The sequence below is a fragment of the Chitinophaga sp. 9-1-y genome, from assembly GCF_059511905.2.
Window position 1 is genome coordinate 4,063,247 of record NZ_CM197955.1, and the last position, 25,299, is coordinate 4,088,545.

Here is a 25,299-nt window from a genome sequence, read left to right on the forward strand (position 1 = left end):
GCAAAAAGCTATTAATGCGAATGAAATTAGTGAAACATAGTACCGAAAACCCGGTCCCATAGCGTGGAGCTGACTCCAAAACCCAGCGCTTCATCTTTGCAGTGATGCAGGTGATGATTCCGCCACAGCGGCTTTAACCACTTAAAAGGCGGCGACCAGGCATGGATGGCGTAGTGCATACTACCATAAGCCAGGTAGCCGGAAATAAAGCCCGGGAAGAACACAAAGGCATTTTGCTGCATGAGCAGGTAAAAAATGGCAAAAAGACCCGAGGCAATGATCACACTGGGAACCGGCGGCATAAACAGGCGCTGTTTATCGCGCGGATACTCATGGTGATTACCATGCATGGTATAGGTAATTTTACGGGCTACCGGGTGTTCGCTCACCCAATGGAACAGGAAGCGATGTGCGATGTATTCAAAGAGGGTCCAGCCCAATACGGCCAACAGGTATACTAATGCAATGCGGACATAACTATATTGCAAAGAAGTTTTGCTGTAGTACAACATATAACCGATTACCGGCAGGTACATCCCAAAAATCACCACCGGATGGGTTTTCGTAAGCAGCTCCAGGTATTGGTTACTAAATATCTGCGCCTGGCCTTTATTATGTATTTTCTCAAACTTCATAACAGCTGATTTGATAGCTTCTGCAAAAATGTAGTCCTCTCCCGGTTTGGCCAGCCAATTTCCAATGAGCTGTTGGATTAGGGAGATGAATTGCAGAAAAAAGACATTCATCCGCAGTCCGTTTGTCCTATTTTCCGTTACATTTGATCCGCATAACTTTGAGAGATGAAAGCGAAAGAAACCGTTTCAGCATTTTTTGAGCTACATGGACAGGCCCATTCCGGGGAACAGTTTACCGTTAACCGGCTGGAAGAATTTGGTTGCAGCGATACTAACCTCCCTTCCGGCAGGCGGGATTTTTACAAGATATCGCTGATCATCCAGGGTGGAGGCACCTTATCTTATGCAGATAAATCACTTCGGATGAATGGGCCCGCCCTTTCGTTCATGAACCCCATGATTCCCTATTCCTGGGAACCTGCCATGGATCATCAAACCGGATACTTCTGCCTGTTTTCCGAAACGTTCATCGACCACCACTTAAAAGATGGCGGCCTGGCACAATCTCCGTTGTTTAAGGCTGGCGGCAATCATGTCTTCTTTCCTGATCCGGAAAAAACAGTTTTCCTGCAAAACATTTTTGAGAGCATGATCAGGGAAACCGGTGCCAGCTATGCCCATAAATATGACTTATTAAAAAGCTATGTACAGATACTGATGCACGAAGCGCTGAAAATGGAGGCACCTGATACCTACTACCAGGCTGGCAATGCCGCCCAACGTATCAGCGATTTGTTCCAAAACCTGCTGGAAAAACAGTTCCCGGCCAGTCCCCCGCATCAGGCCATCCGCTTTAAAAATGCCAACGAGTTTGCGGCACAACTATCTGTGCATACCAATCACCTGAACCGGGCATTAAAAGAAACCACCGGTAAAACCACCAGCGAATGGATAGCTGAAAAAATCAGCCAGGAAGCCAAAGCGCTGCTCCTGCACAGTCATTACGATATCGCGGAAATTGGCTATTGCCTGGGCTTTGAGCATGCTTCCAACTTTAACATCTTCTTCAAAAAACAAACGGGACAAACACCTAATCAATTCCGGAAAGCAACTGTTTCCATTTCATAACTTGCTGTTTGATTCGCATAATTTCCCGGATATAGCCCCAACTATCTTTGTGTCATAAACAGAAAAAAATATGACACAAGAGATTTTGAAAGACAAAGTAGCCCTCATCACAGGCGGTACCACCGGTATTGGTTTAGCCACTGCCGCTTTATTTCTTAAAAATGGCGCTAAGGTAGTCATTGCGGGTCGCCGTGAGAAGGAAGGACAAGCCGCCGTAGCCCAGTTACAATCCATCAGCCCTGATATCCATTTCGTAGCAGCCGATGTTTCCCAAAGCCATGCGGTACAACAACTGATAACGGAAACGGTACAACGTTTCGGCAAACTGGATATTGCATTTAACAATGCCGGTATAGAAGGTCATTTTGCCCCAATAACAGATACTACTGAAGACGAATTTGACCAGGTGATCGCCATTAACCTGAAAGGGGTTTGGTTATCCGCCAAATACGAGATGGAACAGTTTAAAAAACAAGGTACCGGTGGCGCCATTGTAAATACCTCTTCCTGGCTGGCACGGGGTGCTGCTGTTGGTTCTTCGGTATACTCTGCCAGCAAAGCCGGCCTGGATGGCATGGTTCGTTCCCTGGCCCTGGAAGGAGGCCCCGCAGGCATCCGCATCAACAATATTCAACCCGGCTATATTCATACGCCTATGTTCGAGCGGTTTTTCCCGGCTGAAAATGTGGAAGAGATACAGGCTCCTTTCCTGAAACATGCACCTGTTGGCCGTTTTGCGAAACCAGAAGAAGTAGCGGAACTGGTGTTGTGGCTGAGCAGCCCGGCAGCATCTTTTGTTACCGGTGAAAGTATTTTGGTAGATGGCGGCCTGGCAATAGGTGGACAAAGATGGTAGAACCCTGCTTTTTCATTAAATTTATGAAAGACGGATTCAGCAGGTGAAAATCAACATTGCCATTCCGCTACACCAACTTTGCATGCTATTATTCCATCAAGCAAAATTACTGTCATGGGAGCACATCAACATGAAGACGAGAAAGCAGCACATCAACCGGATGCGGAGAATCCTTATACCCTGTTAAACCTGAAGCTAACGCCTGTTGAAAAGTGGGCAGCCGGCATCCCCGCGGTGATAGCAGCCATGAGTGACCTGGTGGAAGCAAAAGCATTTTTCAGAGGTAACCGGGCATTACTTAGTATGAATCAGTTCAAAGGGTTTGACTGCTCAAGTTGTGCCTGGCCCGATCCGGATGATGAACGCTCCCCCATCGGCGAATATTGTGAAAATGGCGCCAAAGCCTTAGCGGAAGAAGCTACCACCAAAAAAATTACACCGGATTTTTTCAAGGAAAATCCGGTGTATGCATTATCAAAACTGGATGATTACCACCTGGGCAAGCTGGGACGGCTCACAGACCCGCTGTATATGCCGGAAGGCGGCACTCATTACCAGGCCATCAGCTGGGATGACGCGTTTAAAAAAATAGCCACACATCTCAATGCACTGGATAGTCCCCACCAGGCTGCTTTTTATACCTCCGGAAGAACCAGTAACGAGGCATCGTTTGTATACCAGTTATTCGCCAAAGAATTTGGGACCAACAATATGCCCGACTGCTCCAACATGTGCCATGAAACGTCGGGAACAGCGTTGCGCCCCACAATAGGCATCGGGAAAGGTACCGTCACACTGGAAGACTTTTATGAATCTGAGGTGATTATTATCATTGGCCAGAATCCCGGCACCAACGCCCCCCGGATGATGAGTGCACTGGCAAAGGCGAAAAAGAACGGCGCAAAAATTATTGCCATCAACCCGCTCCCCGAAGCGGGTTTAATGGGATTTCATAATCCGCAGTCGATACAAGGCGCCATTGGTGGTGGTGTGAAACTGGCAGATCTATACCTGCCGGTGAAGATCAATGGAGATATGGCCCTGTTAAAAGCTATCGCCCTCCTACTCCTTGAACTGGAAGATAAATTCCCCGGGAAAGTGCTGGACAAAGCATTCATTGCAGACAAAACCGTGGGATATGAAGATTTTATACAACAGTTTAAAGACAGGAATTATCAACTTAGTGAACTGTCGGCACTTTGTGGGGTTTCAACAGACGACTTGCACAAAGCTGCCGAGATGATTGCCTTCCACAAAAGAATTATATTCTGCTGGGGAATGGGCTTAACGCAGCAACCCAATGGTGTAGATATGCTGCAGGAAATTCTCAACATCATACTGCTGAAAGGAAGTATCGGCATTCCGGGCGGAGGGCTTTGCCCAGTAAGAGGCCACAGCAACGTACAGGGAAACCGGACCATGCTGATTGATGAGAAACCAACCAATGAACAGCTTGACCGTTTGGAGCAACATTATGGTTTTAAAATGCCACGTGAACACGGTTACGATGTAGTCAGGGTCATCAAAGCTATTCACGAAGAAAAGGTAAAAGTGATGTTTTGCATGGGCGGAAATTTTCTTTCGGCCACGCCCGATACTACTTATACCGCCAATGCACTCAGGAAGCTACGCCTGTTGGTTTGCGTGTCCACAAAGCTGAACAGAGGGCACCTGGTTCACGGAAAAGAAGCTTTAATTCTGCCTACCTACGGCCGGAGCGATAAAGACATCGTTAACGGAGTGCTCCAGATCATCAGCACAGAAAACTCCATGGGTGTTGTGCAGGCATCGAAAGGTGTGCTGGATGCCGTTTCTAAAAACCTGGTGAATGAAACGCAGATTGTATGCCGGATGGCAATGGCTACATTGGGATCAAAGTCTGTCGTAAACTGGCCCCTTTATCACGATAGCTATGATGCCGTAAGAGACGCTATTGAACAATGTATTCCAGGATTTGAAGATTACAATACACGTGTTCGTCAAAAAGGCGGTTTCTATCTTCCGAATGAAGCCAGGGATGAACAACGCTTTGCCAAAGAGTTGGGAGGACGCGCACCTTTTACCCTCACAGAAATTCCCACCAATCACCTGGAAGAAGATGAATACATGATGGCCACCACCAGGCCCCATGATCAGTTCAACACCACCATTTATGGCCTGGACGACCGTTACAGGGGCATCAAAAATGAGCGTCGCGTTATCTTTATGAATCAGCAGGATATTGACAACGCAGGTTTTAAAGCAGGAGATAAAGTAGATTTGTATAATTTTGATGATGGCATAGAGCGCATCGCACCTTTGTTTATTATTGTTTCGTATCGTATTCCGCAGAAGAGTACTGTTACGTATTTCCCGGAAACCAATGTATTGGTTTCTATTAATAACGTGGTGAAAGGCAGCAATATGCCCGCTTCCAAATATGTAAAAATAAAAATAAAGAAACATGATCCTGGGGTATACCGGAAACTGCCACAGTAGATTTAAGCACTAGTATGATTATAAGAAATAAAGAACATTGGTTCAGGATGCTTTTTGTCTGGCATGGCTCCGTATTACCACGATTGGTGCCCCGGCTGATCCTGTTGTTTTTGTTGTCTGTTGCAGTGGTATATCTTCATGGAACGATCTTCACTTTTAAGGTTCCGTTGAACCCCGCCCCTTTAACCTTATTTGGTTTTGTGCTGGCGTTATTCCTGGGCTTCCGCAACAACGCCAGCTATGAACGCTTTTGGGAGGGCCGCAAGCTCTGGGGGGCTTTACTCAATTATGCGCGGGCGCTCACCCGGCAGGCATTGACACTGGGCCATGGACCCTCCACATCTGTACCCGATTTCGTGCAGTTACTCAGCGCCTTTACCTATGCGCTCAAGCACCAGCTACGGGGAACTGATCCCCGGACGGACCTGGAAACACGCCTGAACGAGCAGCAATTTGCGGTAGTAGCTGCTGCCAAATATAAACCGGTGATATTAACCCGGTTGATGGCGGAATGGGTGCAGCAAAAGCGACAGGAAAACCAGATCGACTCCATTCAACAGGCCCGCTTTGATGAGAACCTGGACAAACTGGAAGAAATTACAGGCGGTTGTGAGCGGATTCAATCTACGCCGATACCCTACAGCTACCGCGTGTTGTTGCATCGCACGGTATACATCTATTGCTTCTTATTACCCTTCGGCCTGGTCGATGGCCTGGGATGGTTCACCCCATTTATCGTAGCTTTTGTGGCTTATACCTTTGTGGCCTTTGAAGCTATCGCCGATGAAATTGAACAGCCTTTCGGGACCGACGCGAATGACCTTCCGTTGAATAATATGTGTGCCATGATTGAGCATACCATCCATGAACTGGCAGACATGCCCTATGAAACGGTTCAAAAGAGCCATGGGCATATTATAGATTAGTATCCGGTAAAATATTATTTTACCGGATGCCAATGATACTATCTTATTGTACTGCCGATGGCGCTACGCCGTAGGCCTTCTTAAAGGCAAACGAAAAATGGGAGAGATCTTCAAAACCTACTTCCAGGTATACATCGGAAGTTTTCCTATGCTTTTCTTTAATCAGGTAATATGCTTCCTGCAAGCGCTTTTGCTGTAGCCAGCGACTGGGAGAGGTATGGAATATTTTTTCGAAGTCGCGTTTGAAAGTAGCCAGGCTTCTGCCGGTCAGGTAAGCAAATCTTTTCAGCTCCACATTAAAATGGAAGTTTTGCTGCATAAATGCTTCCAGGTCTATTTTACCGGGGATACTGAAATCGAACAGGATGTCTTTCAGTTCGGGATTTACTTTCAGCAGCAGCAAAATGGCTTCTTTTAATTTCAATTTCATCAGGTGCTCATTGCCCTCATTATTCAGGGCATCGTACGGCTGCAACGACTGCATATAACTTGTATAGAGTGGATGCGGCTTCAGCAGGGTTACTACGGGCCCATTAGCTTGTTTATCGGCCGTATAACCATATTCCATGCTAAACTCCCGAAGTGTGTCTTCATCCAGGTATACAGAGATGGTTTTAAACTCGCCATTGTCCGGTGGCTGTTTGATGAATTTCAACAGGCTATTCCTACGGAAAAATCCGAACTCCCCCTCATTCCGGACAATGGATTGCCTGCCATCATTGAAAGTGATGGAACCGGAGATCTGGTAACTAAACACATGTACCGGCACAAACTGTTCCCCTTCCCTGCTCCTGTTCACGTAACAGGAATATACTATCTGGTTCGACATACAACTACAAGATACTATTTTATTGCTTTGCGGTAAATGCCCGTCCTACTTCGGTATCCAGGAAATTAACGGCATCGTCATGATCCGTGGAAATTGTTACGGGCAGCCATTCTTCAAACTCCGCCTGTCTTGTTTCGTTTGCTTTCTTCAAAATGGTGGCGGCTTCACTGCCTAACACCAGGTGCACCGGAGGATTGGGATGGTCTACCAGTGCTAGCATCACTTTCGCTGCTTTATCCGGATCACCAATGGGAACGTGATTACCATTTCTCACGAAGTTGATCATCCAATCTACCGTAGATTCATAGCCTGCTACTTTGGGTGCGTAAGTCATAGATGCGCCGGCCCAATCCGTGCGGAAACCGCCCGGCTCTACGGAGGTGACGCGGATACCCAGTGGCGCCACTTCTTTTGCCAGCGCTTCTGTAAAGCCTGCCAGTCCGAATTTGGCTGCCTGATACATCGTTAATCCTGCATTGCCGACTCTTCCACCAATAGAACTGATTTGTAAAATACGGCCGGAACGTTGCTGCCGCATATGTGGCAATACTGCCCGCGTAATCGTAATAGGTGCGTATAAATTGGTCTCCAGTTGACTGCGGACCTGTTCTTCTGTATATGCTTCCGCTGCGCCGGAAATGCCGAAGCCGGCGTTATTAACGAGGACGTCTATCTTGCCGAAGTGTTCAATAGTAGTGGCTACGGCCTGTTGGATTTCATCGTTGCTGGTAACATCCAGTTTTAGTACCAACAACTGTTCTCCATATTGGGATGCGAGATCCTCTAATTGTGCGGTGTTTCTGGCGGTAGCAGCCACGCGATCGCCTTTTGCCAATACTGCTTCAGTGAGACTACGTCCAAGGCCGCGGGAACTTCCTGTGATAAACCAAATCTTTGTCATGATGATGTTTTTGTTTAGACAAAGGTCGGGGAGAATGGGGAGTGGGGTTTTGTTGAGCGGCTCAAATGTGGTTTGTTGGGAGGCTCAGGGCAAACAGAGAAATTACTGGTTTTTATAGGAAAAATTGAGGATGTTGGCCTCCTGGCCGGCGTCCACTTTTCCTTTCCATTCTTCCTCTTCATTACTATATTTAGCGTCAGTTAGATTCAATCCCAGTGCATTGCTTTTCAAAGTAATATATTCAAATGCCGGAAAATTACCGACCCCCCAATTCTTTTTGTACCCTACAAAACCAAACCTATTGAAAATATCATCCAGGGACGAGTAAATTTCATCAAACAATTCCTTTAAAGACATTGCCGTATTAATTAGTTCAACCTTATAGCCACTATTAGCAGGTGATAATTCATTCACCTGTACAATAAGGTTAGCGCCTGGTGATTCAATGCTAACATTCCACGAAAAGATGATAAAATGGTCTCTCCATTGCGTTTCGAATGAGTACGGATAATATTGTTGTTGGTTATTTATCACAACATCGTATATAAAAAACAAGTTGTTCAACAGTTCTTGAAAACCGTCTCCATAATCATCACTATGTAAGATTTTGATCTTTCTATCTCCATCAAAAAAAGATGCGGTTATGTACCCTAATGTTTCCAGCTCAAATTTGATTTTCATAATGATATTAATTTATTGGAGCAATGTGATCTACACTCTCCCGATGTTTAGACCACTTTTCATATATCGCCACCAACGCTATTGAAATGATAGTAGCAAAACACAGATCCAGCAATAAATGCCAGGCATAGAAGTTTTCAGTGCCCCCAAATAAATAATGGAATGTGCGGATAGTTTGTTTATGACTGAAATAAACTCCTTAACTGGATAAGACTATGACTCCAACAGGCATATAGAAACACGATACCAGTCTCTATTTCGGGCAGATCAGCGTGATAGTGATTAATCCTTACATTAAATCCTCCAGCAACCAGCTCTTCTAAAAAGCTCGTACACAATAAAGATATTCTATATTTGTTTATTACAGCTATAGTTATATGAATACGAAGAAAATATTCTTACGCCTTAAAAACGGAGCAAAAATTACGACTTCGTACAGAAAAGCCAGCGATACAACCTATACCATACATTTAAGCTTTAGCAATCAACTGTTCAAATTACATTCCTACATCTTAGATGGTAATGATGTTTTCGATGAAGATAATTATAAGGAAGAAAAAATAATAGAGATAACGGATTTCAATGAGTTTATACAGGTTCTTACAACACAATTTCCTGGGATTACCTTTACCCGATAAACAAACCTGTTCTATCTATTATTTCTTGCCAAATAAAGGAATTCTCTTCTACTCCATTCACATACATATAATAGTCATAGCCAAACCTTATACATACATCATTAACGCTACAATACAGCTCACACCATACATAGTCTCTTAGTATCAGTTTCATTAACGCGGGTAACATTTCCAGGCTAGCAGTATAATTATCGCTTATTTTCTCATACATCTCTAATAGTTCTCCTGGTGCTCCTTCTCCGGAATACTTTTCTAACTTCCTGACTATAACCTGGTACCCCTTATTCAAATTGAGTATCAATGCAGCGGCATCGATATACCTTTGTTCTGTTTCCAAATATTCGTTAAGCGTTAAGTCAATACCATTGAATTTCTTCCCAATATCTGAATAAGATGTCCATTCTTCAGCTATTATGGTATTTGTATTGCTTGTTTGCTGTAAATAGCCGTATTTAGTAATCCTTATTGCTGTATATCTCCATGTATCCATATGTCTAATGTCTATTCCTTATCTTTCATTATCATATCACTCGCCCTGAAAGCAATACAGGTCTATATCTAATTCAGCTCCAATATAGGACAATACGTCTATTGCCTGAAGGCCAAAGTGAAAACCCGGATTTACTTCATCATGATAATTTACCCCTACAAAAAACTCGATAGAAAATTCTGTGGAAATCTTCTTTAATATATCCTTTCTTGACAATACCACCTCTCTTATGAATTTATCAATGAATGTTTGAACCCATTCACTCGTTGTAAACTCTTCCCTATATTCCCAGTAATTGTAGTCAAACTTCTTTTCAACTTCTCCTCCGGGCGTTTTGACAATATAACTTTCACCCACGCCGTGTGAGTCCGTGGGAATTAAACCTAATGTAGCAGTTAAAACCTCTGTCGCACAAGTATGCGATGAGATTTTAATGGCGATAGAAATGGCGTTCATTAGTTATGTTCTATTTATGATAAAAACTTCACATTGATCCATACTTCTATAGTTCTCCAGCCGATCTATTTTTTTTAAGATCATATTTAACCAGGTCAAGTGCCACCGCCAATTGTATTTGATTGGTTTTGCTAAGCCCTTGTAAATATTGCTTAACGGTTATCGAATCAATTATTGGCGCAACATGGCTGTCATGACTGAGCTCAATTTTTGCTACTAATTCATCATTAATTAATACCTTATAAAAATCCTCTCCCTGTTCTGGAATATGACCAATTACGTAGGCCGTAATCATTTGTGGATAATGCACCTTTAAAACCTCCAATAACCCTTTTCCCCTTTCGCCAGCAGGGAAAATATCAGAACTAAATAACCGTTCATGCGAGCCAATAAGCCGCTCCCGATACTGCTGTTCCACCATGCTTCCAATAAGCTTCATAGAATTCTATTGTTTTAAAATTCACAGTATTATCAATCCACGTTGAGTTCAAGTGTCATTTCCTCTTAATACATCCTCAAGATCATGCAATCGATATGATTCATCGACTTCCCATCCAATAAAAGTATTCTGTAACTTTTCCCCGGATACTTCTCAAGTGAGTAAGAGTCCTTATTCTGCCAGATGAAGATTACTTTCCTTTTAGGGCGTTTCGATATGTCTTTTTCACACTTATTCTGGCTTCAATGATCTCAACGGGATATATTTGTCAGGATCATCAAAAATCCCCTTCCATGAGCTGTCTGGCAAGTGTGTTTCCACCTCTATATCATTAAAATAACTAATAAACATTTTCATATCAAAATCTATGAAGAATACAATATGTAATAAACCAGATGCCTGAAGCATTTGGTAGCTAATTCGATCATTCTCTATTGCGCTAAAATAATCAAGTGAAACACTACCAGGTGAGGATAAAGCAGCACTATTGCGTGTCATTGCTGCCATTATAAGGGACGTTAAAACTAAACAGATTTATACTCATTAATAATTTGCTATAACGCAACAGACCCAGCAAAAGCTGGGTCTGTTGCAAGACTCTTCTCTTTCATTAAATAACCATACTCAATCCATACTAAATCCTGACATTATTAATTGTCCGGTAAAAAAATCCAATAATGAACCATCTCTATTAATAGAGTCACCATCATCGTAAAAATAGACCATTGGATTGTCGCCGTCATCTGTAAGAAAATAAGCATATTGATATCCTTGATGCGACCAGAATACAAACGCTGTTTCAGGTATCGTCAGTTCTTTTTCAAATAGTATCCCTTCAAAATTTTCCCTCAGTGAAAATATATGCTTGAAAAATACATCCGACCCCAACATATACTTACCAGCATCCTTCCCCATAGCATACAAAAAATCTTTGTATACTCCAGGAAGTGAGGTACTAAAATACCACTCAATTCGATTTATATCAGCTTTGCTACAACCTTTCAATCTACATCCCTTCTTTATAAGAAATTGTTCAAGTGCTTGAATATCCATATTACTTACTTTACTCCTATACCGTTTACAAATTGAATTTTAACATCTGGAAACTTCCTCTGAAATTGTTCCACAACACCAGAACAAGATGCGCAGAAAGGCCGCTCTGATGTCAATTTTAACGTCCCCTTTACATCTTTTTGACCTTTAAGCATTTGATTTAAATTTTCAAATAATTTAGCTTCAGAGTCCTTAAATCGATCAAACCCAACCTTTACATATTCAAATGCCCTATTATTCTCAGCGGTCAAACCCACCGCACCAGACACTTCCTCCGCACCACTAAAGGCAAATTGATTTATTTTAATTCCATTCACCTCTCCTTCCAACAATGCTATATTATGCCCATTCAGTCCACCCTTAATGCCATATAAATTCCTTATAAAATCTATCTTACTAGCAGCTTCTCTTGTTTCTATCGCAGATGTAATAGCCCCATCTAATTTTTTTAAAATTGTACCTGCTGCCGATTTGGTGGCGTTCGAAACTGCGCTAAAGTCCATTTTGCTTGTCGCAAAGCCCAATGCTAATGTAGCTCCCTGTTCCCACGCCTTAGCAGTTAATAAATCCTTACCTGTTTCTTTAATTTGTTGTCTCCATGGTGTTTTTGTTGCGTATGTATATTGCGCTACTGCCGCCTTTCCAATATTGCGCCCTAATTCCTGAAACTCAGACTTAATCTCGCTATAATTCGCAGTTGGTGATTTAGTTGCTAAGGAGGTAATTGTGTAAGATCCGGAATTAAATACATCTATTAGACCATTCATTACATTAATCGCTCCATTATTGGCAACATTAACAGCGTTTAATACTAAATTATCTCCATACTGAAACTTGTTGATTGGTGCAATCGATACCTCATTCCCATCTAGGTCAATAAATAATATTGGTTTATTGCCTGCAAACTGATAAGGTGTATAAAAGGCATATTCACTAGTCAACGGGTCTACACTTAGGAACTTTGCAATTCGTGGATCATACACTCTCATCCCATAATCCTGCTGATTTCCCTCTCCCTTCACCTCATTATCATTCTCCTTCCCGTTAAACCCATACCTATAACCAACCGATCCTAAACACCATCTCTCTTCCGCCAGGCCGAATACCAAAGGTATAGTTCTGTGCAGATACTACTTTAATATACGGACACAATATCCAGAAATATCTTCTCACAAGAGTACCATGCTCTCTTACTCTTAAAATTCAGATTAAAAAGATGCGAGATGGCAACCTATGTTCCTAACAGATTCTATCAAAATACCCTAAAGATAATGATCTATCCAACGAAACTTTACATTCTCAGCTTGGGAAAAGAATTAAAAAATGAGATTTCGTCTCTATTACACTTCAACACGATATAGCGTAATTCTTCGGTCCCTACTAAAAGGGAAAGCGCTTTACTATAGTTTTTATTCCTATCAAAATCTTTATTTGTCACAAATTGAATGATAATAAAATCCGACTTACTCTTAGCATCATAACAACCCATGTAAAGTTTAACATCTTTTCGAAAAGGTCTGCTTAATTCGTGTCCTAAGCTTTTATTGATTCTAAGATAAGATAATAGAAAAGATTCCACTTTACCGAGCCTAACAGAGTCAATTATTACAGCAGGTAAAAACTCTTCGTTCTTTTCAGGTCTACTATTTGGGTAAAAGAAAATTTCTTCAAATCTATTCCAATAAGTACATGTGTCCTGCAGTAAGACCGAGATACTATTTCTTGGTGAAACAATTTTAATTCCTTCTACTTTGGGTATTATTCTATCATTGGATTGATTGCAAGAATTAATCTGAGCTTTCAGGCTCAAATTTAAAAAGACCCAAACAATAAGAGCAATAGTAAAATGTCTCATACTAGTGAAGTGGTCTAAAAAATTCATAAATAGGGAATGGATTTAAAGGTTCTAACCTTATTGGTACGCCAATTTTAACAGGAGTCAATACAGGATTATTCAGCCCACTCTTTCCCCCTCTTATTTGTCTTCCGCCAAAATTCACGTTAGCAGGGAACTCTAAAACTCCCTGATTATTATTATAAAAAAGTCTTAACGGTAGATTTCCATGAATTCTCAAAACATTCTCCCAATACATTGCATTTTTTTCAGAATATGAAATATTGGGAGATACGTTTGGTACCTGTGTAAAATTAAACGCCCTTGGAGAATTTGTTAGAATATCCCACACATGCCCCAGTTCATGTCCCAATGCAATATACGTTGGAACAGTATGGCTTTTCTTACCTTCATATAATGTCCGGTCTTGCGGATCATTTGCGATTGAATAAACGTCAATCTGTGGAGTCTGGATACCACTAGCCAGCTCACTAAAATATTTAACTGAGGCAGTTTCAGACCCCTGAGTATTTGGTCCTCCTCTGCCCATCAGATTAACAATATTTTTCTTTCTATTAATAATACTTGTAACCATATTAAAATCAGCAATACCATTTAAAGTATTATAATCACTTGCAAGTCTCTTTACATTTGCATCCTTAATATTTGCTATATTAACTGCAGTTCGACTACCGGTAAAAATCCAACTTCCACCTACATAACGCATTTCGTCGTTCTTTCCCATATTTAAAACCGCTGTATCACCATAAACATCCGTGTAGCTAATAGGATTATTTCTAAAAGTAGAATATTCACTTATTCCTATTGATGGTGTAGGGTCTAAATTCCATCTCCTACCTATCCTCGGATCATACTCCCAGTACTGAGCCGTATAGCTATTTCCTTCTCCTTTAATCTCATCTGATTTCTCTTGCCCATTAAACCCATACCTGTAAGCCACCGATCTTGATGACAGTTTTCATAGCCGACTTAACAGCTAAGGGCATCATACACATAACTATTACTATCAAAGAACTCTCAAGAAATAAATGACTCCTCACATTTGAACACCGAATAATCTAAGCAAGGGAATACTATGCTCCGTCATAGGTACCTTATTCTAATTCAAAAAGAATTTTAAAAAAATAAATATACATAAAATGTGTAAGCCTATTTCAGAATAAGCCATAAACATAAACATATACCCATTAACAACTTACAATGTAATATAAGTAATAAGGTCCTATTATTGCAGGACCTTATTACTTACCGAAACTATTTCAATAGAAGTGTATACAATAGAGAGTACTCTATGATGTCACTGACTTGTCCAAACGGAATAACCTTCACCCCGGATATCAAATCTAAAACCTGGAGGTAAGGCTAAAAACAAACATATCTTTTCGGATTTCAACAATCGTTTGGGAATACACGGGCATTGACAAGATGACAATTAGGACCAACAATACATATTTCATAGTACTTCACGTTAATATAGGACAACATCTGTTCACAGATAAGGGCAAACAAATCTAAAATCAACAAGTATACAGAATAGTTTATTATGATTACTGCTTATAATAGATGCAATATTAAAATTACAGATCAACAACTCCAATAACACTTTCGTGTGAAAACGTTATCTGGTTAATTATGGTTTGAAATTCGGTAGGGTTCACGCATCTTATTTGCGTAGTGGTTATTCTTTTAATTGGAAAATAGCGGTCAGTAAAACACAGCCGCCATCTACAAAATAGTCAAAAACAAAAAGCTATTGCCGCATTCCGCAACAATAGCTCTTCACCATATCTTTTCACCTCTACTCCGCCTTCAACGACCGCACCGGGTTCATCATCGCGGCTTTCAGCGCCAGGAATCCTACTGTCAGCAACGCTATCAGCACTGCCGCCAAACCGGCTAAACCAAAAGTCCACCAGTGAATATGGACGCGGTATGCGAAACCATCCAGCCAGCGATGCATGCCCCACCAACCTAATGGTGTAGCAATCAATACGGCGATCAAGACAAGTTTTACAAAGTCGCCCGATAGCAACGCTACGATATTGGTAACAGAAGCACCCAATACTTTACGGATACCGATTTCTTTCAATCGTTTTTCTGTGGAATAAGTAGCCAGACCAAATAAGCCTAAACAGGCAATGAAGATGGTCAAACTACCAAACGCAGCGAATATTTGCCCGAAGCGCACATCCTGTTTGTATTGGTCGTTAAAGGCCTGATCCAGGAAGTTATAGCGGAATGGCCGCTGTGGCTCCATAGCATTCCAGGTATGCTCCAATTCTGCGATTGTTTTAGGAAGATTGTCTGATTTGATGCGCAGGGATATTTTATTCTTACTGTCATCGTCCGCCATTCTTAAGGTGAGTGGTTCTACTTTCTTGTGGAGCGACTGGTAATTAAAATCTTTCACCACCCCTACTACGGTACCTTTGCGGCCCCATTGCTCAAAACTTTTGCCGACAATGTCGGCCGGTTGGGCGTATCCATATAAGCGGGCAGCGGCTTCATTAACGATCAGGGAATACGTGGTGTCTCCCGGAAACTCCCTGGCGTAGGCACGGCCGGCCGCCATCTTCATTTCATAGGCTTTGAAGAAATCATAGTCCACTTCGTAAATAGCAGGATCGTAATGCTGCATGTCACCGTTGCTGGTGGTGATACCAGTGCCGGCGTTCGGGAAAAAATCGCCCGGCACTGCCCGGGAAGCAGTAATGGATTGCACAGCGGCATTTTCGGCTAACCGGCTTTTTACGGTTTCTATGTTTTTGTTGACGGTAGCATCGCCGCCATAATCGATGACCAACATCTGATCCTGCCGGAAGCCCAGGTTCTGGGCGCGCAGGTGATCCAGCTGGGAATATACGATAGCAGTGCAGGCAATCAAGGCGATAGATAAGCTAAATTGAAATACTACCAGCCCTTTTCTTAACTGTATACCTTTGGTGGAAGAATCGAACTTACCTTTCAACACCAACGCTGGTTTAAAACGGGCCAATACCCAGGCAGGGTAAATACCGGCGGGTATGCCTACCATGAACGGTGTTATCGCCAGCAGCAATCCCATTTTCCAGTTCAGCAGATCCGCGTAAAGTAATGGCTTACCAGACAACTCACGCGCCAGCGGCAACAACAGCAGCACTAATCCCAACGCCGCGATGGTAGCCAATGCCGCAATCAATACGGCTTCTGTCAGGTATTGGAAAATAAGTCCCTGCTGATAGGCGCCTACTGCTTTACGTACACCTATTTCTTTTGCCCTTTCCATAGAACGGGCGGTGGTAAGATTGATAAAGTTAATACCTGCAATAAACAGGATGAAAGCCGCTACCAGCGAAAATATATACACATTGGCGATGCTGCCGGTAGGACCCGGCTGCCGTCCTGCCTGCGAATGCAGGTATGCATTTTTCAATGGTTCAAAAGTGATGGTATAGTTATTCTCTGTTCCGCCGGTGTTGTATTGTTTTAAAAATCCCGGCACTTTGGTTTGCATCGCCGCTATATCAGTATGTTCGGGTACCAGGAAATAGGTGTAAAAATCTACATATCCCCACTCGTTAAAAATCTCCGGACGTATTTTCCGGAAGGTACTCATAGATACCAACGCAGAAAATGTAAAGTGGGAATTGGCGGGCACATCTTCCATTACACCAGATACTGTCAGCGTAATATTATCTGCCTTAAACACTTTTCCAACAGGATCTGCATCACCAAAATATTTCTTCGCCATACTTTGCGTCAGCACAATATTATATGGATTTTTGAGTACGGTGGCCCGGTCGCCGGATAATATTTTCCAACTGAAGATATCGAAGGTGGAAGAATCAGCAAACTGCAGATTGCTTTCCTGGAAGCGCTTATCACCGTTCTGCATCAGCACCGTCAACGGACTGGTAAACTGCGTTACCTTTAGTACTTCCGGGAAATGAGCAGCCAGGGCTGGTCCTACCGGTGCACAACCCCATACCTGGTATTCCTCCGAAGCAGGTGGGGGCATATCTTTTTGCCCGGTTGGATTGCGGAATGCCTGCAGTACCCGGTATATTTCATTGTAATTTTTGTGATAACGATCGTAAGAAAGTTCATCTTTTACATATAGGATGATGAGCACACAGCAGGCGATACCTACGGTTAAACCGGTAATATTGATCAGCGCGTAAACTTTACTCCTGGAAAGACTACGCCAGGCGATCTTTATATAGTTTTTGATCATAAATGTAAAATTATAACAAGGTATGCTTCCATCAGCCAAAAAAATGCCATTTAAAGGAATCCGCTACCACGGCGGAATGGCAGGTACAACAAGCTCCCCTGCTGTTCAAATACGGACACTTTATTACAGAAATGGACATTCGCAGGTCAGTAAAACAATCTTTTCCGAACATCCCTCCTTTTAAATTGTTTATCCATTCAGGTAGCTGTTTTTTATATCTTCTTAAACAAATACATATATGAAAACGATGCTAATATTAACTGACTTTTCTGAAAATGCCTTCCGTGCGGCCGAATACGCTGCAGAAATAGCGGAGCCTTTAGGAATTAGCCGCATCGTGTTATATCATGCCTATCAAACCGTTATTGGAGGCACAGATTTACCCATCGGCAATTCACAGGGTACGCAGGAGATGTACCTGGAGAGCATTTCCCAGCTGGCGCTGGTACAGGATCGCCTGAAATCAATGGTGAAAGATATCAGGATAGACCTTCACACAAAAGATTATTCCCTGCCCTCCTATATTGGTGAATTATGTAAAAATGAAGAAATAGATCTGGTGGTGATGGGCGTATCCGGCCGATCCGGACTGGAAAAGTTACTGCTGGGTAATACCACTTCCATGATGATTGAGCAGAGTAAAGTACCCGTATTAATTGTACCGAAAGATACCCATATCGGCAGAGGCATGAAATCGGTGGTTTTCACCACCGACCTGAAAGATCATACGGGTATTCCGGTGCATCAATTGTATGAAGTGCTGGATGCTTTCCGGGTGCCGGTGCAGGTAGTGAATGTACAGAAGGAAGCATCCGAAAAATATGCTGAAGAAGCCCGGAATACGATGGCCAGCCTGCATAACATTTTTGAAAAGTACAACGCCACTTTCGATTATATCAACGACGATGATACCGTAGATGGCATTCTTTCGTATTCCGATCGGCACCACGCTTCCATGATTATTATGATTCCGCGGAAAACCGGTTTCCTCTCTTCCTTATTTAAAAGCAGTATTTCAAAAAAACTGGCTTATAATTCCAATGTTCCGTTGTTGTCTTTACCACCGGCTCCCGGTGGAGATCAAACCGCTGGCGAATAATGCCAGCGGTTTTTTATTTAAATCAATACTTTATTATCGACGGCACATTTGATCAGCATGGCAGTATTACGTGCATTGAATTTGCCGAGTAAATTCCGCCGGTGACTATCGACGGTGTCTGAGCTGATAAACAGTTTTTCGGCTATTTCGTGATTGGTATGTCCGTTGGCAATGAGCGACAACACTTCTTTCTCCCGCTTGGTGATGTGTAAATGCCCTATACCATCTGTTTTGAGGGCTTGTTTTAAGGCTGCTGAGAGATAGGTGCGTCCGGAATATACGTCGCGTATAGCTTTTAACAGTTCCTCTTTATCGGCATTTTTCATCAGGCAACCACTGGCGCCACTGTCTAACATATCAGCGATACCGCTGTCGTTTTTATCATAGCTTAATCCCAGTACGGCTACCTCAGGGTAGCGTTTCTTGATATTGGCACAAAGTTCAGCGCCACTGATATCAGGTAAAAGGGTATCGAGTAAAACAACATCTGCGGTATGGTGGTCGAGGAAGTGAAGACAGGAAATGCCGTTCCTGGTTTCACCCGTCAATTGAATATCTGATTCCAGGCTGAGCAGGGATTTTAATCCCTCTAAAATCAATGGGTGATCATCAACAAAATATAAACGAATCATGGTTTTTCAGTTTGCTGTAACGTTGGTATACGATGGCATAATGATGTTGGGCGAACAAGTGAACTAGTCATTTACCAGGTATCTAAGATAGTAAAAAAAACCGTCGGTTTAACGACAAGACAAGTTTAAACCATCAACATACAGGCGCCCCAGTCAGGTTTAATTTCAGGGTCCGCAAAACTGATAAGCGACAGCCCGATCCCGGCAATTCCTTCCAGCACATTATGGCTGCTCACGTAGTTCGGATGATGATAAAATTTATACCCTGCGGGGCCGTCCGTCCAGGTATTCATTTGTAAAGTGGTATGCAGCCACTGCTGCGATGCATCCAGCAATAAGGTATCACCGGTAGCCAGTCCGGCTTGCTGAAGGAGGTGTGCAATGCCGGCACTGCCATGACATAAACAGGCATCATGTACAGCCCCATTTTTCACATTGCGGTATTGCGCGATATGCTGTAACATCGTAATCGCTTCCTGCTGGTAATCTTTTTTGTGGAGGCGTTGGCCGGTATTCCAGAGCATGGTAGCAATGCCCAGGTCTCCATAGCACCAGCCCAGGCGGCTATGGGCCTCTCCCATTATTTGGTTATTGCCGTCCACCAGCACCGGGAACAGGGATTGGCTGTTATCGGCCGTTTGCCGGATTCCCAACAGCCATTGTATACTTTTTTCTATGAGTGGCAAGGTGGTTTCCCGGGCAATCCCTTTTTCATAACAACGGGCCAGTATGTCGATGATAGCGGGGTTACCATGCGCGAGGCCGAGGTTAAACAGATCCTTATCCGGGTTTTCCTGGCTGCGACTGGAAAAATGATCCTTCCAGGCGATGCCGCCGGGAACGGGCATAGCGCTTTTTTCCAACTGCTGTACCAGCATCTCCAATTCTCTGCCAGCTGCACCGGCAGGCCATCTTTCCAATAGGTAAAGTGCCGACCCCAGGCCCTGGTGCAGAAAATCATTGCGCCCGGCGGATAATTCCGTACGCATAAATGTTGCTATCTGCGCGTCGATATCGGCAAAGCTGTCGGCATCCTCATCTGCTTCAATAAAGCCCATTTGCGTTAAATGCTGTATGCACCAGGATATCCCTGCAATACCGCTGCAGTGAGAACCATCCATAGGTATGTCAGATAAGTCCTGCAGGCATTTTTCTATAATCTCATATACTTTTCCAAGATGTGTTTCATCGCCGGTAAGCTGATAATAATAGGCATAAAACAGGGCGACACCGGTATAACCTCCCAGGAGGCCACTGTTGGTATTGGTGGTGGTAAACCCGTCCAGTTCTGTACAGATCCTTTGCAGGATTAAGCTTACTTCATTCTTATGATTCATGTGCTGAAATGCCTTTATAAACATATAATGGCAAAACATGTATTGCTTAGTGCATACATGTTTTGCCATACAGTCAGGTTGCGGATAATAAATTTACGAGCAGTTAGCTGTTAGCCATTGGCTTTTAGCAAATGCAGCGAAAATGAACGTTTTATGTTCTTTACCGCATTTGCTAACCGCCAAAAGCTAATGGCTAAAAGCTATTTAAATTAGTAGCGGCAGGAATCTACACTGCATATAGGAGCACCCTGGCTCATATTGTCAGTGCAGATGCGCAGGGAGCAAAGGACGGAACAGGTACCCACCGTTGCTGCCATTTCCTGCTGGCCGGAAGCCGCTGAAAGACTGGCTACTTTTATTTTACCCAAACTTAGTTTTTTTGCTGATAGCTTTTTCATAACAAATGATTTTTAGCAGTACAGTAAATTAAATAATTCAGAAAAGGCAGATGTCTGCGCTGCACATGGGCGAACCCTGGCTCAGACAAGTGATTTTTTCACTAGGCACGCAACGAAGTGATAGCATGAAGGCATCTTCATTTACATTGACTTTACTGAGGTCGGCCACTTTTATTTTACCCAGACTTAATTTTTTTGCTGATAGCTTTTTCATCATGCGGCGTTTAGAAACAGGTATCTTTTGAAATAGGAGGTGTACATTTCGCCATCAGGCTGCAACCGGTACGGGTTGGGGCTTTTTCATCTGCCTGCTCCAGGCTGCTGATGCTTAATTTGGCTACTTTTAATTTACCGAGGGCAAGTTTTTTAACAGGTTCTTTTCTCATAATAGCAAATTTATGTGGTTGAAAAAATAAAGACTATTGTTTGGCAGGTTGTAAAAATAGGGCCATAAAAAAAAATACAGGTTTTCATCATCATTACAGGATATCGTAAATGTAGGCAGAAACTGTTTACCAGCCACTCACGTAAAAACGTGATTTTTCCGAAAGCATGTTTAAACATAAAATTTCCCTGTTTTACGTGATAGGCAGGTGCAGGAGAAACTGCTACCTTCAGCACCTAATGATGACCTGGGCCATGATCAGAGCTGAAAATTTTTATGTTGTAAGAACACCGTTGTTGCCAGTGAATATCATCACTACCTTACAACCCATCACAAACGACACACTCGCCGCTACTATCAAAGAAATATTCCGGGACGAATACCTGCAGGAAGCCATTTATATTGCTTCCCCGGAATTATACATGGAGCTGCAGAAGTGCTGGCAGGGAGCATCTACCAATGAAAAAGATAACTACAAGCTGGCCTCCTCCCTGTATCGTTACCTCCTGCGGATGAGTACCCGCTGCACACCATACGGACTCTTTGCCGGTTGCGCCACCGGCGAACCCGCAGACCATACCAGCATTCAACTGGAAGATAAAAAACATCATAAAAAACATGGCCGTCTCGACATGAACTATGTGGCCGAACTGGCGGCCGCCATCACCGCCGTTCCCGAAATCAGGGAACAACTCCTGTACTATCCCAACAATTCTTTATATGCTACCGGCAAACAATACCGCTACGCCGCCTATACCGTTAAAAATAAAGTCCGTAGCTATTACCTGACCGCCGTTAACCAAAGCCCCTACCTGGATAAAATATTACACACAGTAGCCGGCGGTGCAACGTTAAAGGATATACGTAATAGTATTGTCAGCAAAGAAGAGGAAATCAGTGAGGCAGAAGCCTCCGAATTCATTACAGAACTGCTGGAGAACCAATTGCTGGTCAGCGAACTGGAACCTACCGTTACCGGAACAGAATTTTTTGTACACCTTACCCGCCGGTTACAACAACTGGCCGCTACAGAAGAATTTACCATCCCGCTTTCCCGCATCCGGGAATTGTTGCAGGAGCAGCATACCGGTATCGACAAATACACCACCACACATGCCCTGGTGAAGTCAATGCTCACCAATACCAACAGCAAAGACCTCGTTCAAACAGACCTCTTCCTATCCACCAGCAACAATACACTGAGTCATACGGTTATCAATGAACTGGCCGCTCAGATTGGACAACTCTGGAAGCTGTCGGCTGTCAATAACAACACTGACCTGCAAAGTTTCCGCCAGGCATTTCAGCAACGCTACGAAGAACAGGAAGTACCATTGAGTATTGCACTCGACACCGAAGCCGGAATTGGCTACGGCGCCCACAGCCAGCACAGCGCCGATCATACGCCACTGGTAGACGATATAGCCGCTGCACAACGAGGCCCCGCTACCGGCAGCCCCCGCACCAAAATGCAGGAATTCCAGTTACAGCAATTGCACCAATGCCTGCAAGCCCATAAAAAAATTATTCACCTCACCAAAGAACAACTGGATACACTAAAAGACCGTGATACACCCGCGCTCCCGCACAGCCTGTACCTCATGGGAAGTATTCTCAGCACCGATGCCACCGCCATCGATAACGGCGACTACCTCTTTGATATGAACGGCTGCAGCGGCCCTTCCGCCGCTAACCTGCTCGGCAGGTTTTGTCATGGCGACGAACAGCTGAGCACCAAGGTAATGGAAACACTCGCCGCAGAAGAAGCCGCCGATCCGGAAAAAATTTATGCCGAAGTAGTACACCTGCCCGAATCCAGGACCGGCAATATCCTGATGCGGCCACAGCTACGGCAGTACGAAATTGTGTACCTGGCTAACAGCCTCGCGCCGGAAGCTCACCAGATACACCTCTCCGACCTGATGGTCAGCGTACAACGCGGCAAAGTAATACTCCGGTCTAAAAGGCTAAATAAAATTGTTATCCCCCGGTTAAGCACCGCACATAACTACCGCCACGGCTTACCCGTATATAAGTTCCTCTGCGACCTGCAAAACCAGGACCACCACAGTGGTATCGCCTGGCAATGGCAACTTCCCGGCGAAATAGCTTTCTTCCCACGGGTGCAATACGGTCATATCATCCTGAGCAAAAGCAGCTGGATACTCCATAAAAAATCCTATCCGGCATTGAGTAAAGCTGCACCGGCCGATTTTATGGACATATTCCGGGAGATAAGAACACAACTGGACCTCCCCCGTTATGTGGTCATCACGGAAGGCGACAATGAACTGCCCGCCGATCTCGACAATGAAGTTGCCGTACATCTCCTGCTAACACAATTGCTCAAAAAAGAACAAATTACCCTGCAGGAATTTCTCCATACACCCGATCAGTGCTGGATAAACGGAACTGATGGAAAATATACCAACGAACTGATCATCCCACTGCGATATACTTCTCCCGAAAAAATAAAAAATACACCGGCAATAACAGCGGAAGCAATAACAGATACCCCTGTACGCAAGTTTATTACCGGCAGTGAATGGCTATACGTAAAACTATATACCGGCACCCGCAGCGCTGAAAACATCCTGAAAGAAGTACTCCTCCCCCTCACGGAGCAGTTGATAGCTGAGGAGGTGATCGATAAATGGTTCTTTATTCGGTACACAGATCCCGAACATCACCTGAGAATCCGGTTCCATCAAGGGATGCACAAAGACTTCTGGAAAATCGTACTGGAAAGACTATACGATACCCTTGCACATGCTACCGATAACATCTATCGCATACAAACAGATACCTACGAAAGAGAAATTGAACGCTACGGCGCCACTACCATGGCATTCAGCGAAACCTTTTTCCATTACGACAGTGAATGCGTATTACAGGTGCTCAACCTGCTGGATGAAGAAGAAGGAGAACGTTATCGCTGGCTGCTGTCCTTGCGTGGCATAGACACCCTGCTGCAGGATTTTGGCTATACCCTGTCTGAAAAATCGGCACTGCTAAAAATGCTGCAACAAGGCTTCTATGAAGAATTTGGTGGCGGTAAACCATTACTGCTCCAACTCAATAATAAATACCGCGATGAGATGCGCGAAATCAGCAGTATTCTCGATCCTTCACAGGATGCCACTAACAACCTGGAGGAAGCTGCTGCTTTCTTTGCCACCCGCTCCCAGCAAATAAAACCGCATCTGCCCGCACTCACACCCGAACAACGGGATGATTTACTGGGCAGCTATATTCATATGTTCCTCAACCGGATGTTATTATCCAACCAACGCAAACATGAACTGGTACTCTATCATTTCCTTAGCAGGTACTATGAATCCATGTTGGCCATTGCTAAAAAACAACCTAAAGCTGTACCGTAATACATTTTTTTATTCACCAAAAAACAAATTGTATGAAAAAGAAAAACGAAAAGAAAATGAAACTCGGTTCAGTTAAAGTGGCTAAGTTAAATGCTACCAATGAGCAAATTGGTAAAATCCCTACCACCACTGTTTATACAACAACAACGCACCGGACTTTTGATTGCTAAACAATCTTATATGAAGAAGAAAACCGCAAAGAGAATGAAGCTGGGCGCCGTTAAAGTGGCCAGCTTAAATGCCAGCAACGAACGGGCAGGTAAAACCTATCATACTATACTTACCCACGTTAGCTTTAACTGCGGATGAGTATTGCCAGGAATAGCGTAAAGCCTATCCTCATCATTTTTAAAATCTATCAAAAAAAGCTTGTATGAAAAAGAAAATCGAGAAAAAAATGAAACTGGGTTCCGTTAAGGTAGCCAAATTAGATGCTATCAAAGAAGCAGGTAAGAAAGATCACACCATTTTTACGACGACTACCCATCGTACTTTCGACTGCTAACAAACCGGTGATTTGATGAATTACTAATACCGGGTAGCTTGT

The 25,299-nt window shown here is 43.4% G+C and carries 26 protein-coding genes; 9 read left to right on the plus strand and 17 right to left on the minus strand.

The window, feature by feature from the left end; genetic code table 11:
- Positions 1 to 26: 26 nt before the first annotated feature.
- Entirely contained in the window at positions 27 to 635 is a 609-nt protein-coding gene (locus tag AC5ZC7_RS15895) for a sterol desaturase family protein (RefSeq protein ID WP_511911596.1), read from the minus strand.
- Positions 636 to 800: 165 nt separating this feature from the next.
- Between AC5ZC7_RS15895 and AC5ZC7_RS15900 the strand changes: the two genes are divergently transcribed.
- From AC5ZC7_RS15900 to AC5ZC7_RS15915, 4 genes are all read left to right on the plus strand, one after another.
- Positions 801 to 1,703, plus strand: a complete 903-nt coding sequence (locus tag AC5ZC7_RS15900; RefSeq protein ID WP_496157937.1) for a helix-turn-helix domain-containing protein — start codon at positions 801 to 803, stop codon at positions 1,701 to 1,703.
- A 70-nt stretch (positions 1,704 to 1,773) separates the two neighbouring features.
- Entirely contained in the window at positions 1,774 to 2,559 is a 786-nt protein-coding gene (locus AC5ZC7_RS15905) for a glucose 1-dehydrogenase (RefSeq protein WP_496157936.1), read from the plus strand.
- A 114-nt stretch (positions 2,560 to 2,673) separates the two neighbouring features.
- Positions 2,674 to 5,037 carry an FdhF/YdeP family oxidoreductase gene (locus AC5ZC7_RS15910; RefSeq protein ID WP_496157935.1) on the plus strand — a complete coding sequence of 788 codons (2,364 nt, stop codon included), beginning with the start codon at positions 2,674 to 2,676 and terminating at the stop codon, positions 5,035 to 5,037.
- Between the two features lie 14 nt (positions 5,038 to 5,051).
- Positions 5,052 to 5,963, plus strand: coding sequence for a bestrophin family protein (locus tag AC5ZC7_RS15915; protein ID WP_496157934.1), 912 nt, complete (start codon positions 5,052 to 5,054; stop codon positions 5,961 to 5,963).
- 43 nt (positions 5,964 to 6,006) lie between these two features.
- Here AC5ZC7_RS15915 and AC5ZC7_RS15920 read toward each other — a convergent pair whose 3' ends face one another.
- From AC5ZC7_RS15920 to AC5ZC7_RS15975, 12 genes are all read right to left on the minus strand, one after another.
- A complete protein-coding gene (locus AC5ZC7_RS15920) occupies positions 6,007 to 6,792 on the minus strand; it encodes a helix-turn-helix domain-containing protein (protein WP_496157933.1) in 786 nt (261 codons plus the stop codon).
- A 19-nt stretch (positions 6,793 to 6,811) separates the two neighbouring features.
- A complete protein-coding gene (locus AC5ZC7_RS15925) occupies positions 6,812 to 7,693 on the minus strand; it encodes an oxidoreductase (RefSeq protein ID WP_496157932.1) in 882 nt (293 codons plus the stop codon).
- Positions 7,694 to 7,795: 102 nt separating this feature from the next.
- Positions 7,796 to 8,374, minus strand: a complete 579-nt coding sequence (locus AC5ZC7_RS15930; RefSeq protein ID WP_496157931.1) for a hypothetical protein — start codon at positions 8,372 to 8,374, stop codon at positions 7,796 to 7,798.
- A gap of 627 nt (positions 8,375 to 9,001) precedes the next feature.
- A complete protein-coding gene (locus AC5ZC7_RS15935) occupies positions 9,002 to 9,502 on the minus strand; it encodes a hypothetical protein (RefSeq protein ID WP_496157930.1) in 501 nt (166 codons plus the stop codon).
- A 36-nt stretch (positions 9,503 to 9,538) separates the two neighbouring features.
- A complete protein-coding gene (locus tag AC5ZC7_RS15940) occupies positions 9,539 to 9,958 on the minus strand; it encodes a DUF4279 domain-containing protein (RefSeq protein WP_496157929.1) in 420 nt (139 codons plus the stop codon).
- 46 nt (positions 9,959 to 10,004) lie between these two features.
- Positions 10,005 to 10,397 carry a hypothetical protein gene (locus tag AC5ZC7_RS15945; RefSeq protein WP_496157928.1) on the minus strand — a complete coding sequence of 131 codons (393 nt, stop codon included), beginning with the start codon at positions 10,395 to 10,397 and terminating at the stop codon, positions 10,005 to 10,007.
- Positions 10,398 to 10,628: 231 nt separating this feature from the next.
- Positions 10,629 to 10,904 carry a hypothetical protein gene (locus tag AC5ZC7_RS15950; protein WP_496157927.1) on the minus strand — a complete coding sequence of 92 codons (276 nt, stop codon included), beginning with the start codon at positions 10,902 to 10,904 and terminating at the stop codon, positions 10,629 to 10,631.
- Between the two features lie 117 nt (positions 10,905 to 11,021).
- Positions 11,022 to 11,450: an SMI1/KNR4 family protein gene (locus tag AC5ZC7_RS15955; protein ID WP_496157926.1), complete on the minus strand. Its 429-nt coding sequence runs from the start codon at positions 11,448 to 11,450 to the stop codon at positions 11,022 to 11,024.
- Between the two features lie 5 nt (positions 11,451 to 11,455).
- The gene (locus tag AC5ZC7_RS15960) at positions 11,456 to 12,559 is read right to left on the minus strand and encodes a deaminase domain-containing protein (protein WP_496157925.1); all 1,104 of its coding nucleotides are present in this window, start codon (positions 12,557 to 12,559) and stop codon (positions 11,456 to 11,458) included.
- Between the two features lie 182 nt (positions 12,560 to 12,741).
- The gene (locus tag AC5ZC7_RS15965; protein ID WP_496157924.1) at positions 12,742 to 13,332 is read right to left on the minus strand and encodes a hypothetical protein; all 591 of its coding nucleotides are present in this window, start codon (positions 13,330 to 13,332) and stop codon (positions 12,742 to 12,744) included.
- Positions 13,307 to 14,245 carry a hypothetical protein gene (locus AC5ZC7_RS15970; RefSeq protein ID WP_496157923.1) on the minus strand — a complete coding sequence of 313 codons (939 nt, stop codon included), beginning with the start codon at positions 14,243 to 14,245 and terminating at the stop codon, positions 13,307 to 13,309. Before AC5ZC7_RS15970 ends, AC5ZC7_RS15965 begins: the two co-directional genes overlap by 26 nt.
- An 858-nt stretch (positions 14,246 to 15,103) precedes the next feature.
- Positions 15,104 to 17,518, minus strand: a complete 2,415-nt coding sequence (locus AC5ZC7_RS15975; RefSeq protein WP_496157922.1) for an ABC transporter permease — start codon at positions 17,516 to 17,518, stop codon at positions 15,104 to 15,106.
- Positions 17,519 to 17,756: 238 nt separating this feature from the next.
- Between AC5ZC7_RS15975 and AC5ZC7_RS15980 the strand changes: the two genes are divergently transcribed.
- Positions 17,757 to 18,617 (plus strand): universal stress protein, encoded by an 861-nt coding sequence (locus AC5ZC7_RS15980; protein WP_496157921.1) that lies wholly within the window; start codon positions 17,757 to 17,759, stop codon positions 18,615 to 18,617.
- A 17-nt stretch (positions 18,618 to 18,634) separates the two neighbouring features.
- On the opposite strand, the gene AC5ZC7_RS15985 is transcribed toward AC5ZC7_RS15980, so the two are convergent.
- The 4 genes from AC5ZC7_RS15985 to AC5ZC7_RS16000 all read right to left on the minus strand — a co-directional run bounded on the left by AC5ZC7_RS15985 (position 18,635) and on the right by AC5ZC7_RS16000 (position 21,370).
- Positions 18,635 to 19,249, minus strand: a complete 615-nt coding sequence (locus tag AC5ZC7_RS15985; protein ID WP_496157920.1) for a response regulator — start codon at positions 19,247 to 19,249, stop codon at positions 18,635 to 18,637.
- A gap of 125 nt (positions 19,250 to 19,374) precedes the next feature.
- The gene (locus AC5ZC7_RS15990) at positions 19,375 to 20,586 is read right to left on the minus strand and encodes a lanthionine synthetase LanC family protein (RefSeq protein WP_496157919.1); all 1,212 of its coding nucleotides are present in this window, start codon (positions 20,584 to 20,586) and stop codon (positions 19,375 to 19,377) included.
- Between the two features lie 209 nt (positions 20,587 to 20,795).
- The gene (locus tag AC5ZC7_RS15995; RefSeq protein WP_496157918.1) at positions 20,796 to 20,984 is read right to left on the minus strand and encodes a hypothetical protein; all 189 of its coding nucleotides are present in this window, start codon (positions 20,982 to 20,984) and stop codon (positions 20,796 to 20,798) included.
- Between the two features lie 224 nt (positions 20,985 to 21,208).
- On the minus strand, positions 21,209 to 21,370 hold the full coding sequence (locus AC5ZC7_RS16000; protein WP_496157916.1) for a hypothetical protein: 162 nt from the start codon (positions 21,368 to 21,370) through the stop codon (positions 21,209 to 21,211).
- 253 nt (positions 21,371 to 21,623) lie between these two features.
- On the opposite strand from AC5ZC7_RS16000, the gene AC5ZC7_RS16005 reads away from it, so the two are divergent.
- The 4 genes from AC5ZC7_RS16005 to AC5ZC7_RS16020 all read left to right on the plus strand — a co-directional run bounded on the left by AC5ZC7_RS16005 (position 21,624) and on the right by AC5ZC7_RS16020 (position 25,257).
- Positions 21,624 to 24,752, plus strand: coding sequence for a thiopeptide-type bacteriocin biosynthesis protein (locus AC5ZC7_RS16005; RefSeq protein WP_496157915.1), 3,129 nt, complete (start codon positions 21,624 to 21,626; stop codon positions 24,750 to 24,752).
- Positions 24,753 to 24,784: 32 nt separating this feature from the next.
- The gene (locus AC5ZC7_RS16010; RefSeq protein WP_496157914.1) at positions 24,785 to 24,922 is read left to right on the plus strand and encodes a hypothetical protein; all 138 of its coding nucleotides are present in this window, start codon (positions 24,785 to 24,787) and stop codon (positions 24,920 to 24,922) included.
- A 10-nt stretch (positions 24,923 to 24,932) separates the two neighbouring features.
- Positions 24,933 to 25,061: a hypothetical protein gene (locus tag AC5ZC7_RS16015; protein ID WP_496157913.1), complete on the plus strand. Its 129-nt coding sequence runs from the start codon at positions 24,933 to 24,935 to the stop codon at positions 25,059 to 25,061.
- Positions 25,062 to 25,125: 64 nt separating this feature from the next.
- Positions 25,126 to 25,257: a hypothetical protein gene (locus tag AC5ZC7_RS16020; protein ID WP_496157912.1), complete on the plus strand. Its 132-nt coding sequence runs from the start codon at positions 25,126 to 25,128 to the stop codon at positions 25,255 to 25,257.
- The last annotated feature ends 42 nt before the right edge of the window (positions 25,258 to 25,299 follow it).